12 protein-coding genes and 1 tRNA gene are annotated in these 15112 nt (G+C 61.9%); 3 read left to right on the top strand and 10 right to left on the bottom strand.

Features of this window, described 5'->3' with window-relative positions:
* Positions 1 to 464: 464 nt before the first annotated feature.
* Complete coding sequence (locus tag E3E11_RS05400) at positions 465 to 2159, top strand: hypothetical protein (protein WP_141451499.1); 1695 nt, start codon at positions 465 to 467, stop codon at positions 2157 to 2159.
* A gap of 111 nt (positions 2160 to 2270) precedes the next feature.
* On the opposite strand, the gene E3E11_RS05395 is transcribed toward E3E11_RS05400, so the two are convergent.
* The 3 genes from E3E11_RS05395 to E3E11_RS05385 all read right to left on the bottom strand — a co-directional run bounded on the left by E3E11_RS05395 (position 2271) and on the right by E3E11_RS05385 (position 3335).
* A complete protein-coding gene (locus tag E3E11_RS05395) occupies positions 2271 to 2606 on the bottom strand; it encodes a hypothetical protein (RefSeq protein ID WP_141451498.1) in 336 nt (111 codons plus the stop codon).
* Between the two features lie 118 nt (positions 2607 to 2724).
* Positions 2725 to 3078, bottom strand: coding sequence for a putative hemolysin (locus E3E11_RS08575; protein ID WP_141451497.1), 354 nt, complete (start codon positions 3076 to 3078; stop codon positions 2725 to 2727).
* 181 nt (positions 3079 to 3259) lie between these two features.
* A tRNA-His gene (locus tag E3E11_RS05385) sits at positions 3260 to 3335 on the bottom strand.
* A 270-nt stretch (positions 3336 to 3605) separates the two neighbouring features.
* Here E3E11_RS05385 and E3E11_RS05380 point away from each other — a divergent pair.
* Positions 3606 to 5075, top strand: coding sequence for a SulP family inorganic anion transporter (locus E3E11_RS05380; protein ID WP_141451496.1), 1470 nt, complete (start codon positions 3606 to 3608; stop codon positions 5073 to 5075).
* 55 nt (positions 5076 to 5130) lie between these two features.
* On the opposite strand, the gene hflX is transcribed toward E3E11_RS05380, so the two are convergent.
* From hflX to E3E11_RS05345, 7 genes are all read right to left on the bottom strand, one after another.
* Positions 5131 to 6456 (bottom strand): GTPase HflX, encoded by a 1326-nt coding sequence (hflX, locus tag E3E11_RS05375; RefSeq protein WP_141451495.1) that lies wholly within the window; start codon positions 6454 to 6456, stop codon positions 5131 to 5133.
* An 85-nt stretch (positions 6457 to 6541) separates the two neighbouring features.
* Positions 6542 to 6832, bottom strand: a complete 291-nt coding sequence (gene hfq, locus E3E11_RS05370; protein ID WP_141451494.1) for an RNA chaperone Hfq — start codon at positions 6830 to 6832, stop codon at positions 6542 to 6544.
* Positions 6829 to 8289 (bottom strand): nitrogen assimilation response regulator NtrX, encoded by a 1461-nt coding sequence (ntrX, locus tag E3E11_RS05365; RefSeq protein WP_141451493.1) that lies wholly within the window; start codon positions 8287 to 8289, stop codon positions 6829 to 6831. Before ntrX ends, hfq begins: the two co-directional genes overlap by 4 nt.
* 9 nt (positions 8290 to 8298) lie before the next feature.
* The gene (locus E3E11_RS05360; protein ID WP_141452166.1) at positions 8299 to 10857 is read right to left on the bottom strand and encodes a sensor histidine kinase NtrY-like; all 2559 of its coding nucleotides are present in this window, start codon (positions 10855 to 10857) and stop codon (positions 8299 to 8301) included.
* 308 nt (positions 10858 to 11165) lie between these two features.
* Complete coding sequence (locus E3E11_RS05355; protein ID WP_141451492.1) at positions 11166 to 11999, bottom strand: helix-turn-helix domain-containing protein; 834 nt, start codon at positions 11997 to 11999, stop codon at positions 11166 to 11168.
* The gene (gene dusB, locus E3E11_RS05350; RefSeq protein ID WP_141451491.1) at positions 11996 to 13204 is read right to left on the bottom strand and encodes a tRNA dihydrouridine synthase DusB; all 1209 of its coding nucleotides are present in this window, start codon (positions 13202 to 13204) and stop codon (positions 11996 to 11998) included. The genes E3E11_RS05355 and dusB overlap by 4 nt, the downstream gene beginning before the upstream one ends.
* A 46-nt stretch (positions 13205 to 13250) precedes the next feature.
* On the bottom strand, positions 13251 to 13496 hold the full coding sequence (locus E3E11_RS05345) for a hypothetical protein (RefSeq protein WP_231118848.1): 246 nt from the start codon (positions 13494 to 13496) through the stop codon (positions 13251 to 13253).
* A gap of 520 nt (positions 13497 to 14016) precedes the next feature.
* Here E3E11_RS05345 and E3E11_RS05340 point away from each other — a divergent pair.
* Complete coding sequence (locus tag E3E11_RS05340; protein ID WP_141451490.1) at positions 14017 to 15099, top strand: quinone-dependent dihydroorotate dehydrogenase; 1083 nt, start codon at positions 14017 to 14019, stop codon at positions 15097 to 15099.
* The last annotated feature ends 13 nt before the right edge of the window (positions 15100 to 15112 follow it).

Below are 15112 nucleotides of genomic sequence, written 5' to 3'. Positions count from 1 at the left end.
ATGCGACAAGCAGGAAGAGATGCGCCAGAACAGGCGAAAGGGAAGTGGCGTTTCTTATTGCGGCAGAACCATTATCCGTCAAGCCTGAATTTAACCAGCCCTCTCGCACAAACCGGCGAAAAACTGCCGATTTTCGTTTGCGGTATCCAGATACCGTAAATTTTTCAGCGTTGTTTCCAAAGCCGGCAGAAAAGAATTTCTGTTCCCGGCTGGCTTAGTCCAGAACCCTGGGGGATCCGCCTGGCCGGCCGGAGAAGCGCGGAAAACTTGGCGCGTTCAGCCACATGAGGCTATCAGAGAAGATGGGGCAGAGAGAATTGAGCCGGATGGAGGGCGGCACGTCTTCCAAGCTTGCTTACTGCCCATGGGTAACGGCGGGGTCCTGTCCGGTTCCGTCCCGCCACGATCTGCCCGCTATCGACCGCATGCCGGCTGGCTGCTTTCAGGAAAGGTGCCAAAGCTCCGTGAAACGTCTCTGGCTGATTCTCTGTCTCCTTCTCATCACCGGCTCTGTGGCGGCCCTGGGGGTCTACCGTGTCGCCACCCTTTCAGTGACACATGCGCTGGAGCGTTTCATCGCCGCCCTGCCGCCCGGAACGACCTTTACCTACCGCCGGGCGCGCCCTTCTTTTCTGGTGCGTGGCGTCACCCTGCATGATGTGACCTTCCGTCAGGGCAGGCGCGCCTTTCACGCCCGCGTCATCAGGCTGGGACACCCGCAATATCTTACCCATGGCCAGCTCAGCCTCAGCAGCCTGCTGCTCAAGGATGCCGATTACGGCACGCCCCAGCTCCAGCTGAGTCTGGAGCGGATCTATTTTCAGCATCTGCTCATTCCTGCCGGCAGGCCCCTCCTTGAGGAAAGCGACCAGGCCACGGCCAGCATGCAGTCCCTGGCGGAAGTGATGCGCTTTGACCCCGCGCGCCTTGCAACCCTGCAGTTCAGCCGCCTGCAGCTCCTGCAGGCGGCTGTCACCTTTACTGATAACGCTCCCTCTGCAACCCGGCCTGCAGAAATGCCCGCCCCCTTCGCGTTGAGAACCCTCACTCTGAAAGATTTTGCACTGGAAGGTTACGGCGTGGGCACGCGCGTGCAGGCCCAGCTCGACGGACTTGACCTCACCGCCACGGCACGGCTCACTTCCCTGGCGCAGCTGAGTCCGGTTTCCCTGCCCCTGCTGCTCGGCCAGCCCGGCATCAGTCAGCCTAGTCTCGGTCAGCCGAGGGCCAATCAATCTGCCGTCCCGCCCACGCCAGTCGCTGCCCTGCCCTCTGAAAACGCGCTCCAAGCAGCGCCCAATCGCCCTTTTCAGCTGCATCTGGACTGGTTCACCCTGCGTGACGGTGAAATGCACCTGCTCAAGCACCCTTTCCGCGGCGATTTCCACCTGGCGCGCAGGTTCTGGCAGGCGCCGGCGCAGGTTCTCTGGACCGATCCCGGCAATCTGAGCTGGGGAGGACTGAAACTGCGTTTCGGCACAGAACCAGACGCGCCACAGTTCGGGGTGGACCACATGATCGCCATCCGGCGCCAGGAAGCTGCAAATCTGCGAACCGAGGCGCAGGTCCGCGGGTTTCATTTCCGCAGCAACACACCCCTGCCTTTCCCGGTCAACGGGGCTGCCAGCACATTGCGTTTTTCTGAGCTGAGCACACTTCCTGAAGGGAGAAACGGGCAATGGAGCAGTGACGTCTCACTGCGCCTCAATGTCAGGGAGGCCGGCGAGATTGTGGTCGAGGCACAGACACAGGCGCCTGCCCGGCTGCCAGGCTTCTTCCTGGCCCCTGAAGACGTGGCTCGAAGAGCTGAGAAAGCGGCTTTCGCACGTCAGAGCCGGATCTCTTCGCTTGTCATTTCAGAAAGAGGGGACCGGCTGATCGATCTCATCATGCTGGCCCTGCAGTTCCGCCAGCCCGACATGCCGGCCAGTGAAATCAGGCACAGCCTGGTAACGACCTTGAACCAGCTCGCTTTGACCAGGCCCCTGCTGGCCCCCTTGGCCGACTACCTGCTCAATCCCCAGAACCGTACCCTGAAAGTCGCTTTCGGCGCCCTCACGCTGGATGATCTGCACAATCTTCCGCTCAACAGCGCTCCCGAAGCACTGTTTGACGCCCTGCACCTTACCGCCCTGACGACCAGCCTGCCTGATCGCTGAGCTCCACAGATTTAAGGGGTTTCGGAAACAGCTGACAAAAAGGGCTGGAAAGGGAATTCTTCCTTTCCAGCCCTGAAAGCTGTGGTCTTTGATAAGACCAGGAAACAGCGCTCAGAAGCGCCGTTGCCGGATGACCAGCGTTCCCCAGGCAGTTGAGCGCGGAACACGGCTCAGCGCTTCAGCGCGGTAACGACGCAGCCCGGCAAGCCGCTCCACCGCGATGGAACGCGCCAGTCCCAGAAGATCGGTAACATCCTGGGCATTTTCGGCCGGACGTGGCCGCATCGTGGCAGGCGCCAGATTCAGATCCCCTGAAGCACGCCTTGGGGTCAGCAGATAGGCGGCTTCATAGGGAAAGCGTGCCAGATCATAGACCACCCAACCACGGCGCTCTTCATGTCCGTCCAATTCGACGAACCAACGGCCGCGCCTGTAAATCCCTGCCATATCGTGCCTCCCCGGATAAAGACTGCCCCTGAAAACTAGGCCTTTTCAACCTGTCTCACAAGTAAAGGGATCAGGACTGGCGCCGGGCTTTCACATCTCCGGCACCAGGCGTGCAGGATCAGGGATTATTGGCGTGTGCCTGACGAAAGAGCTGCCATTCATCAACCATCCGACCGTCCGGCAGGCGGCACTGGCCGCTCTGGCTGCCATCCTGGGCCGTGCGGATGACAGGCGTGCCGCCGACCTGAGCGCAATAAGCGGCGGCAGGATTGGGATGACCGCCGATCATGGGCGTGGCCGAAGTGGAACCCGCTGCCGAGCTGGCCGTGGTGCTTTTCGGGGTTTCCGATGAATCATTGCAGGCTGCAAGTCCACCCAGCAGTCCGGCGGAGAGCACGGCCATGCCCAACACCTTGCCCAGGCTTTTGCGGTTCTGAAGAGCCACAGTCTTTTCAGATTTTCCGGTTGTCATGATATTTCTCCCTGATCTGCCGGTAAAAGACCTGGACCCGGATGCTTGATGGGCCAGGCGCGGGAAGAAACGTGCAACCAGGCCCTCATGGACCGTCCGCACATTTATCCCGACTGGGATAGTTATGTGAAAACTATACCAAGCCGTGGCACGATTTACAGCGTTTTTTCAGGAAGGGCGCTGGGGCGAATGACGGGGATCGAACCCGCGACAACCGGTACCACAAACCGGCGCTCTACCAACTGAGCTACATCCGCCACACAGCGAGTAAGTTTCTAAAAAATCCTGTGCTTCCCGTCCAGCCCTCCCAGTCTTTTTTACAGAAAAAATCCTTGTCTGCGCCCCGCCGTAACAGTTATCAGGACAGCTGCCCTTTTCCCGCGCCCAGCCTATCTCCACCAGAACTTTGCATGGTAGAATCCCCCATTTGGATTTTTCATTCAGCCCCCTGCGGCCGGGTCGGTCAGGAAAACACGCTTTTCCGCACTTTCGACCTTCTTCAATCCTAAGGAGTTTCAGCCTCTCTCATGTCTGTTTCCACCTATCTCCAGCAATGGACACAACGACCTGTCCGGGAGGTTCTGGCCGGTATGGTGGGCACCTTCGCCCTTATTCCGGAAGTCATCGCTTTCTCCTATATCGCCGGCGTCTCGCCAGCCGTCTCACTGTTCGCGTCCTTCGTGCTGTCTGTCTCCATCTCCATTTTCGGCGGGCGCCCCGGGATGATTTCAGGCGCTGCTGGATCCGTTGCCCTGGTTGCAGCGCCGCTTATCCATGCCCACGGCGTGCCTTACATGATCCTGGCAACCCTCCTGGCAGGGGGAATGCAGGTCGGCTTCGGCCTTCTGCGCCTGCAGGCGGTGATGAGATTCGTGGCAGCCGAAGTCCGCACCGGCTTCGTGAACGCTCTGGCAATCCTTATCTTTTCAGCCCAGGTACCCCAGATTCTGGGTGGCGGCTGGGAAACATGGTTCCTGATCGCAGCCGGGCTGGCCATCATCTATCTGCTGCCTCTCCTACCACCCCGTCGTTTCTGGAACGCCATTCCCTCCCCGCTGATCTGTATCGTCCTGCTGACCGCCTTCACCATTTTCCACCCCATGGCCGTGCGGACAGTGGCTGATCTCGGCGAACTGCCGACCGGACTGCCGCATCTCACCTGGCCGCATCTGCCGCTGACCATGGAGACTTTCGCCATCGTCCTGCCTTGCGCGCTGGCCATGGCCACAGTGGGACTGCTTGAATCGCTCATGACCGCCACAGTCGTCGATGACCTGACCGCCACCCACGGCGACGCCCGCCAGGAATGCACCGGGCTCGGAATTTCCAATATCTTCGTAGGGCTTTTCGGCGGCATCGCCGGTTGCGGCATGATCGGCCAGACCATCGGCAACCTGCGCTACGGCGGGTGCGGACGGCTGTCCACCTTTACGGCCGGCGCCTTTCTGCTCCTGCTGATGGTCGCCCTGCATGACTGGGTCGCCCGCATTCCCATGGCAGCCCTGGTAGCCATCATGATCATGGTCTCTGTCAGCACCTTCTCATGGTCTTCCCTCAAAGACCTGACCCGGCATCCGCATCTTACCAGCCTGGTGATGATTCTCACCGTCATCATCGTCGTTCTGACCCACAACCTGGCCGTCGGCGTTCTGGTCGGCGTTCTGCTCTCAGGGGTTTTCTTCGCCTGGCGCGCCGCAGGGCTGGTCAAAATCACCTCCAGCGAAAGCGGCGACACCCTGACCTATTACGTCTACGGGCAGCTTTTCTTTGCTTCGGCCGACCAGCTCGATGATGCGATTGATTATCTGACACCCAAGAAAACCGTCATTCTCAACCTGACAGATGCACGCATCTGGGACATCACCACCGTTCAGGTCCTGGAAAGGGTGATCGACAAGCTCCACAAGCACGATCATGTTGTCGAAGTGGCTGGGCTCAATCTCGGCCAGCACGGCATTCTGAACACGCAGTCCCAGCACGAGCTGCTCCAGATCTGACCTGCTGCCGCACTGTCTGCCCGAGGCCTTTCAACGCCGGGCAGGCAGTGCTGGGTCAAGCCTCCACAGCCGGCTGCTCGACGCGCAGATCAGGGAACTGGCGCCAGAAACGGGCGTGATCGGGCTGGAAAAGCCGGACGCGCAGCTCCAGTCCCGTCTCGCCTTCCACCCGTTCCAGCACTTCCCCATGTTCATAAAGCCAGGCCAGGGCGCTGCCTTCCGTCATAGGCACATGAATGATGGCTTCCACCATGGTGCGGGTCATGTAAGCGTCAAGCGCTTCGAGAAGGTCGGGGAGGCCTTCACCATCCAGAGCTGAAATGACGATCTCGCCTTTGCGGTGGGGCACGTTGCCTGCCCCGCCCAGCAGGTCGGCCTTGTTGAGCACTTCAATCGTCCGCTCCGGCCATTGGGCGTCGATCATGCCGTCACGCGCCATGTCGTCAAGGACTGTCAGCACGTCCGCCTTCTGCGCCCCCGTATCGGGATGGGCCGCATCACGCACGTGCAGGATAACGTCGGCTTCAGCCACTTCTTCCAGAGTGGCGCGGAAGGCTGCCACGAGTTCAGTCGGCAGTTCGCTGATAAACCCCACGGTGTCCGACAGGATAACCTGGCGCCCGGAAGGCAGCCTGATGCTGCGCATCGTGGGATCCAGCGTGGCAAAGAGCTGGTCCTTGGCGTGCACGTCCGCCCCGGTGAGGCGGTTGAACAGGGTTGATTTGCCTGCATTGGTGTAACCGACCAGGGCAATGACCGGAAAGGGCACCCGCTTGCGTGCATCGCGATGCAGACCACGCGTGCGCCGCACCTGCTCCAGCTCTTTCTTGAGCTTGACGATCCGCTCCCCGATCATCCGCTTGTCGGCTTCGATCTGGGTTTCACCCGGGCCGCCCAGAAAGCCGAAACCACCGCGCTGCCGCTCGAGATGGGTCCAGAGCCGGACCAGCCTGGAGCGCTGGTATTCCAGATGGGCCAGCTCCACCTGCAGCACACCTTCACGCGTGGCGGCACGGGCGCCGAAGATCTCCAGGATCAGCCCTGTCCGGTCCATGACCTTGCAGCCCAGGGCCTTTTCAAGATTGCGCTGCTGCACCGGCGACAGGCGCGCATCAACGATCACCACGCCGATCTGCTCGTCATGGGCGATATCGGTCAGCTGGTCCAGCTGGCCCGGACCCAGCAGGGTTGCCGGGCGGCGCGAGCGCAGGGTGTAGACCGTCTGGAAAACGATCTCCAGACCGATGGAGGCGGCCAGACCGACCGCCTCTTCCAGACGGGCATCAGCCGCACGCGTGGTATCGGAGCCTGGAGTGCGCTGCCAGGGTAGAACAACCGCGGCACGCGTGGCAGGACGGGCGGTCTCTTCAGCTTTTCTCATCACTTCTTCTCAAGGGTCACCACCTTGCTGACAGAGCCTGATCCCGGATTGTCAGAGAGGCGGGTTCGGAGAGAGGCCACCGGCTTCAGAAATCGCCCGCTGCCGGATCTTCGCTGAGGCCCGTGTCAAACTCACTCGGCAGGGCAGCCACCGGCATGATGGTGCTGATCGCGTTCTTGTAGACGAGCTGCACATGGCCTTCGCGCCGCAGCAGAAGCGTGTGGGCGTCGAACTGACTGATAATGCCCTGCAGCTTGACGCCGTTGACGAGAAAGACGGTGACAGATTCAGCGGCAGCCTGAAGGTGCCTCAGAAAGGCCTCCTGCACGCTGTTGCAGGGAGGAACGGAAAGAGAGGCGGTTCTGGTAGAGGTCATGACGGAATTTTCCCTTCAGCCGGCGCTGCGGCGCTGGAGCTGGCGGAGGTTCTGCCGGCAGCCTGCAGCGCCGCCCTATCCTCCATGGTGACACCAAGCTGCTTGAGTTTCCGGTGCAGAGCGCTGCGCTCCATGCCCACGAAATTAGCAGTCCGGCTGATATTGCCCCCAAAACGCATCAGTTGCACCTGCAGATACTGCGTCTCGAACAGGTCTCGTGCCTCACGCAGGGGCAGGCTCATCACATCCGCTTCCGCAGTCAGCCGGCTCATGCTGGGCGCGCCCTGGCGGATCACCTCCGGCAGCATGTCGACGCGGATGGTCTCCTGGCCATTGCCGAGACTGGGGGCCATGATCAGCATGCGCTCCATCAGATTGCGCAGCTCCCGCACATTGCCGGGCCAGTCATAGGTCTGCAGGCTGGCCAGGGCGTCCACAGCCAGTTCGCGGTCAGGCAGGCCGGCGGATTTCGCACAGCTTTCAAGAAAATATCGCGCCAGGACGGGAATATCCTCCGCCCGCTCGCGCAGGGCCGGCATGGTCAGGGGAACGACGGCCAGACGGTAATAGAGGTCTTCACGAAAGCGGCGCGCGGCGATTTCCTCCTGCAGGTCACGGCTGGTGGAGGCGATCACGCGCACATCCACCTTGACGCTCGTGCCGCCGCCCACACGCTCGAAGGTGCGCATCTGCAGCGCCCGCACGATCTTGCCCTGCGTCTCAAATGGCATATCAGCCACTTCATCGAGCAGCAACGTGCCGCGGTGGGCCCGTTCCAGCAGACCGCGACGCGCCGGCTGGCCGTCCCGGCCTTCCACGCCGAAGAGTTCCTCCTCAAAGTGGTCCGGCGCCAGCGTGGCGCAGTTCAGCACGACAAAGGGCCCGTCCGCCCGCTTGGACTGGGCGTGCAGCATCCGCGCCGCCACTTCCTTGCCGGCCCCTGCGCCACCGCTGATGAGCACGCGTGAATTGGTCGGCGCCACCTTGGCAATCTGGCTCCGCACCCCCTGCATGAGGGCACTGTTGCCCATCAGGGTCATCTCCGTTCCCGCACGCGTGCGGAGCTCCGCATTTTCACGGCGCAGGCGCGCATCTTCCAGCGCACGCCGCACCACGACCAGCAGACGGTCTGACTGAAAGGGTTTCTCGATGAAGTCGTAGGCCCCGTGCTGCAGGCTTGCAACGGCGGTTTCGATCGTGCCGTGACCTGAAATCATGACGACCGGCACGCCGGGATTCTCGGCTTTGAATATTTTGAGCAGCTCGATCCCGTCGAGTTTCGAATTCTGCAGCCAGATATCCAGGATGACCAGGGAGGGATGACCTTCGCGGAAGGCTGCCAGGGCTTCGTCCGAATTGCCGGCACCGCGCGTGACGTACCCTTCGTCTTCCAGCACCCCTTCGAGCAGGAAGCGGATATCGGGCTCGTCATCAACGATCAGGATCTCGTGCTCCATCTGCTCTCCTTACCTTCCGGGGCGCATGGCGGGTTCGACAGGGCCGGTAGCCGGTTCGGGCGCGACATGCGCATCCTTCCCTTCTGCCAGTGGCAAGCAGAGGATGACAAGCGTTCCGTGGCGGCCAAGGTCATGATTTCTCGTTTTTCCGACCGTTTTCTCCCCTGCAGACGGCACCTTTCCCTCCGCTTCCCCCGCGGCAGGCGGTCGGTCAGCACCAGGGGCATTTCCGCTTGCAGGCTCGGCTGGAACCGGCTGGACCGGCTCAGGCGGAAGGCAGCCCGTCCCGCTCTCACGCGGGGAACCTGGCGAAGCGGCAGCCTGGCCTGGCTCCTGCTGGGACAGGTCATGGAGGGTCAGGCCACCTGCATGCGCATCCATGATCTTGTGCACGATGGCCAGACCCAGCCCTGTTCCCTTGGGCTTGTGAGTCACATAAGGCTCTATCAGGCGGTGCCTGTCAGCCGGCGGCAGGCCGATGCCATTATCTGCCACGCTTATGACAGCCTGGCCGTTCTTGCGCTGCAGGGAAAGCGTGATGACCCCGGGTCGCTTTTTACCGTCCTCGGCTGGGGCAACCATTTCAATGGCATCTGCCGCATTCTGCAACAGATTGGTCAGCGCCTGGGTGATGAGCCTGCGGTCGCAGATGACCATGACACGCTCTTCCTTCCCATCCCGGCTGCTGCCAAGCCCCTGGGTCTCATAGGTGATTTCGGGATGGGCATGGCGCTGCAGGATGAGCGCTTCGCGGCACAGCCGGGCCAGATCGTGGCGCTCCATCACCGGTTGGGGCATGCGTGCAAAGGCCGAAAACTCATCGACCATGCGGCCGATATCGCCCACCTGGCGGATGATGGTCTCCACCAGCTGCCCGTAGGTTTCAGGGTCGCTTGCGATCTCCTTCTGAAACCGCCGCCGCAACCGTTCGGCCGCCAGCTGGATGGGCGTGAGGGGATTTTTGATCTCATGGGCGATCCGGCGCGCGACATCCGCCCAGGCCGCCTTGCGCTGCGCGATCTGCAGGGCGGTGATGTCATCGAATGTCACGACGTAGCCCTGCATGTTCTGAGCAGGCACGGGCAGCGGGGTATTTGAAGGCGCACCTTTGGAGGCATCCCGGAATTCGCCGGCCGCCCGGACCAGCAGGGTACGCCCCGCACCGGCCCCCCCACCTTCGCCCGGGCCACCCGGAGCGGGGGCATGCTCGGTCTCGATCTGGATTTCAGCTGTATGCTCCTGCTCTGGCGCACGGCGCACCGCCTCCAGCAGGGGCCCGAATTCCGGCACCACCTCGACAAGAGGGCGCCCGATCGCTGCTTCCAGATCCTTCTGCAGGATGGTCGAAGCGGCCCGGTTCGGCAGTTCGATGGCCTCCTGGCTGTCCAACCCGATGACCCCTGCCGAAACACCTGCCAGAACGGTTTCGGTAAAGCGCCGGCGTTCATCGATCTGGCCGTACGCCTTCATCAGCTCGCTGCGCTGGCTCTCCAGCTGATCGGTCATGCGGTTGAAGGCGCGCGACAGGGTGGTAACCTCGTCATCACGCTCACGCGGGCTTGGGTGCACCGGAACCCTGGCTGCCAGGTCACCGCGCGAGATGCGCCGCGCTGCCGTGATGAGATGCGAGATGGGGCGCGCGATCCGGTTGGCCAGCCCCAGCCCGGTGAGCATGCCGACTGCGAGCACCAGCAGGCCCATCAGAGCAAAAATACCGACCAGCACGGCCTGGGTACTGTAGCGGTTGTTGATCATGCGCTGGTAATCACTCACCACTTTGTCGGTCCGGCGCATGTGATGGAGAATGGAGGGATCGACCTGCTGGGTGATCACCAGCATCAACCCGGAATTTCCACCCAGGGAGACAACAGCCCGCACCACCTGCTCGTTGGGCTGGTCAAGAATGGCTGCCTCACCCGTTCTTGCCATGGCCACCATGGATTTCGGCGGCAGCTCCAGCGGCAGGGCACCAGCCTTGCCGAGCAGCAGGCCGCCTGTGGCGATGATCTTGTCAGTCAGGGGGTCGAAGATCATCGCATCTGACAGGCCACGCTCCATGACCTCGTCTTCCAGCAGGCTCTGCAGGCGGCTGGAATCATGAAAAAGGTCTTCCCCGCGCGCGAACATGTCGTTCTGGACGGTCAGGAGCGTATTGGCCAGCGCGAAGGCCTCTGTCCGGGTATTGTCATTGTGCTCGCGCAGGTAGCCAGCAGCGACAGAGCGCGCTTCCGTCAAAGCTGTGTTGACACGGTTGGAAAACCAGATCTCCACCCCGTAATGAAAGAACAGGGCTGCCAGCGCACCCACGATCAGCGTCGGCCCGACAGCCACGACCGCAAAAAGGGTGACCATGCGCGTATGCAGCCGCGCACCTGCAAGCCCCATTCGGCGCTCGGCCAGCATGCGCCCGATCTGCCGGACACCTGCTGCGGCCACCAGCAGCAGGGTGAGAAAATCCAGCAGGAACAGGATGGCCTGGACAAGCGGCAGATGGGTGAAGGTCAGCCCGCCGGCCAGAACAATGAAAGTCAGAAAAGCCAGAACCAGCGCCAGGACCGTCAGCCCCATCACGCCATTGGCGCTGGCCAGCCAGGCGCCGCCGCGCCGCAGGCGGTGGCGCAGCTGCCTCAGGGCGTTCTGCAGGCGCCCGGGAGGTGGAGGCGCTTTCCCGTCCGAAACAGGATCAGGCGACCCCGGCTTTGCACCACTCATGTCCAAACGCTTACGTTCTCCCTTCACTTGATCCACTCAACCTGTTCCAGCTCCTTGAGGAACCGTTTCCCGGCAAGCTTTGCACATAAAGCAGTCTGCAAGAAACCGTGCGTCAGAAGCATGGACCAGAAGAGAGGGATAAAGAGGCTTTCTTTGCAGCCCTCTCAGGCTTTGGGACGCAGGGCAATCCCCAGGGCCTGCAGGCGTTTGCGCAGCGTATTACGATTGAGCCCCAGAATGGCGGCGGCGCGGAGCTGATTGCCCTGAGTATGCTGCAGAACACGCGTGAGCAGCGGTTGCTCCACGGCTGCCACGACACTTGCATGCAGCATCTGCACGCCCGTCTCCAGCGCTGCTTCCACATGGCCCTGCATCGCCTGATCCAGAACGACCGCAAGGCCTCCCATGCTGCCGGACGGATCGGAAGCCCGGGTGGAATCAGGGTCGGCCTGGAGTTGCCATACAGCCCGCAGGCGCTCGGGGCCCAGACAATGCCGGCCTTCAAGCCGGCTCAGCCAGGCCTGGAGTTCCGCGCAGAGAGTGCCGGTTTCCAGAAGGCGCTGAGGGGCATGACGGCTTGCCACAAACAGGCGCTGAGCCGGCGTGGCGGCCTGAAGGATGCGGGCCAGAGCGCGTTGGGCATCAAAATCCAGGCAATCGATCTCATCAATCAGAAGTGTGCCGCCAGCGGCCTGGGCAATCCAGCCCGGGCACTGCTTCTCCTCACAGCCAAAAAGCGCCTCCTCCCTCAGAACGCGGATTTCCTCCATCAGGCGCGTCTGCACAAAAGGGCCAGCCGCATGGGGGCCATGCTGGTGAAGACTGCGAGCGACCTCAAGGCGCAGCTCGGCCGTCGCACCATGCAGAAACAGGCTGAAGGTCTTTCCGCAGGCCGGCGGGGGCGTGGAAACGGAAGCGGCGTCCGAGCCATTCTCTGTTTCTGCCGCTGCTTCTGCGGCCTGCGTTGCCAGCGGGTTCGACTCCGGGAGCGGGGTCATGCCTGGTCCAAAGCGGGCGTGCCGTGACGCAGGACCTCTCCCTCGCGATCACGCACGAAACCCGCTGCGATATGGCGATCGTAGAAAGCACTCATGAAAGACAGCACCTCTTCCGAATGCTCCATGCGGTTGACCGCCGCACGGAAAGCGGCCGACCCCGGCAGGCCGGCCGAATACCAGGAGACATGCTTGCGGGCCAGGCGCAGACCGGGCCGCTCGCCGAAATGCGCCAGCATCATGCGGTAATGGCGGAGCGCGATCTCCTTTTCCTGCACCAGGGTCGGGTCAGGCACGTCCTGCCCTGAACGCAGAGAGGCGACCAGCTGGGCTGGAAACCAGGGCCGACCGTAACAGCCGCGCCCGACCATCACGCCGTCAGCGCCGGACTGCCGCAGGGCTTCACGCGCGTCAGCGATGGTGACGATATCGCCATTGACGATCACCGGCAGCGCCATGGCCTCCTTGACCTTGCGGACGAACCGCCAGTCTGCCGTGCCGTTATAGAACATCTGCCGCGTCCGCCCGTGTACTGTGACCATGCGGATCCCGCTTTCCTGGGCGATCCGGGCAAGCTGGGGCGCATTGAGATGCTCATGGTCCCAGCCCATGCGCATTTTCAGCGTTACCGGCACATCGACTGCCCGCACCGTGGCTTCCAGCAGACGGGCGGCAAGGCGCTCATCACGCATCAGGGCCGAGCCGGCCATCTGCCCGATCGCCACCTTGCGCACCGGACAGCCGAAATTGATATCGATGACTTCCGCCCCGCCTTCCACCGCCAGGCGTGCCGCCTCGGCCATAGCTTCAGGCTCGCAGCCTGTCAGCTGGACTGCATTGACCCCGCCGGCCCCGGCACTTCTGGCCATGCGCAACGTGTTGGGATTTTCGCGCACCATGGCCCAAGAGGCGATCATTTCAGAGATCACCAGCCCTGCCCCGAGCTCGCGGGCCAGTTTGCGGTAGGGCAGATCTGTCACTCCCGACATCGGCGCCAGAATGACCGGATCCCCAATGCGGACTCCCTGGCCCAGCTCAATGGCCGGCAGGGCAAAACATGCTTTTTCTGCGCCACCTTCCCCACCGCCCGCTTCTCCCTTGCTGATGGAGACGTCGGAAGGCGCCAATAGGGGCGTGAAAGTACTGCTCGGGGAATCGGCACTGCTGCCGCACGCTGAAAGACCGGAAAGGGATGAAAGCGAGGCCATGGGAAGGGCTTAGCAAAAATTCCCGTACGCGTCTGGACTGAACATTTCAGACAGGCGCCGAAAAACCGGGAAACAGGCGTTCATGCCACACCGCGCCGGCACGGGTCAGATAATAAGTACCCTCCTCTCCCTTGCGGGCCAGCCCCTGCGCAACCAGCCGGGCCAGACAGGGCTCATCTCTGAAACGGGTGCGGGGGTGGCCCTCTAGCAGCGCCGGCCGACCATGGGCCCCGGCCAGTTTCAGACGATGCAGGGCGTTGCGACAGCAGGGCGCGAGATAGATCTCTTTCATGATTATTCCAGCCATGTTGTTCCCAGGCACCTGTCTTTCCTTATCTTAATCTTCTCACCCCCGAATCGTAATCTTCACATCCCGAAAACTGGTTTATTCTCACAAGCAACAGACAGACATAAATCCGAAGCAGTCAGAACCTGCGCCGTTTCATCGCATCCGGTTTCTCTTCGAAGGCCTTTCACAGGCAGGTTCACTCCATCTTCCTTCAACCAACGCTTCACCTGTAACCTGTGACAACCTGGACCTTTCAGCAATTTGCGCCTTCTCAAGCGAGCTGGTCTGCAGCCTGTCTCTCTTTACAAGCCACCGAACAAGAGAGACACCGATGTGGACATATGTTCGACTCGAACAGACCACAATATTCACGTTCACCAAAAAACCACGCTGCTGTCTGATAACAGAGACAGCTAACCGAGGCTGGCCTTACACACCCTGCAGAGCTGGACCATAAGTCCGGGACACCGGAAGAGATTGTCGTGTTTACAGTCGTGCTTACAATGGGGAGATACGGGAAAAGATGATGCCTGCAGGAAAAATGGCAACGTGGCTTCTGAGACGTCTTGACCCCGAACTGGCCCATGAAATCGCCATCCGTTCGATTGCCGGAAAGCTCGCCGGCCAAGCGCCGACTGACGATCCCACTCTGGCAAGCACCGTCATGGGACTCCACTTTCCCAATCCGATCGGCCTTGCAGCCGGGTTCGACAAAAACGCCCGCGCCATTCAGGGCCTGGCCCGGCTCGGCTTCGGCTTCATTGAAGTGGGCACCGTCACGCCCCTGCCACAACCCGGCAATCCGCGGCCACGCATCTTCCGGTTGCCAGCAGATGAAGCGATCATCAACCGCATGGGGTTCAACAGCTGCGGGATCGAAGCTTTCTGCAGGAATCTCGTCAAGTTCTTCGGCCCGCGCGGCAAGAGCGATGACGGGCTGAACATTCCGCTCGGCATCAATCTCGGCATCAACAAGACCGGCGCTGACCCGATGCGCGATTATCCGCTGCTCGTCAAATGCGTCAGCGCCTTTGCCGATTACATCACCATCAATCTCTCCTCCCCCAACACGCCAGGCCTGCGCGACCTGCAGGGCCCGGCCATCCTGGCGCGCATTCTGGAGGCCATTCTCGAAACCGTTCCCAACCCTCCCCCTCTGGTGGTCAAGCTGTCACCGGATCTGGAGAACAGCTCCTACGCCCCGATCGTCGATGCCGCAGCGGCACATGGAGCTGCCGGGCTGATCCTGACCAACACCACCCTGGCGCGCCCGGAAGGTCTCATGGACACGCGCGCCGTGGAGTCAGGCGGTCTGTCGGGCCGGCCACTGGCCAACAGGGCCCGGGCCGTGCTGAGGCTGGTGGCCCAGGCCAATCAGGGACGGCTGGCCCTGATCTCAGCTGGGGGCGTGGACAGCGGGCGTGACGTCTTCGAACGCCTGTGCCTGGGGGCTGATCTCGTTCAGATCTACACGGCTTTCATCTATCACGGGCCTGAAGCCATCAGCCGGATCAAGGCGGAACTGCTGGCTATCATGCGCATCACGGGCCTGCCTTCCATCACGGCCATCAGACAGGCTGTCGCCGAGGGACGCCTTTCCGTCTGAGCCCCGGCCGGAC

The sequence above is a fragment of the Oecophyllibacter saccharovorans genome, from assembly GCF_006542375.1.
In the GTDB taxonomy this organism is placed as follows: Bacteria; Pseudomonadota; Alphaproteobacteria; order Acetobacterales; family Acetobacteraceae; genus Oecophyllibacter; species Oecophyllibacter saccharovorans.
The sequence above is the reverse complement of the archived record's forward strand: the minus strand, read 5'-3'. Positions and strand labels throughout refer to the sequence as shown.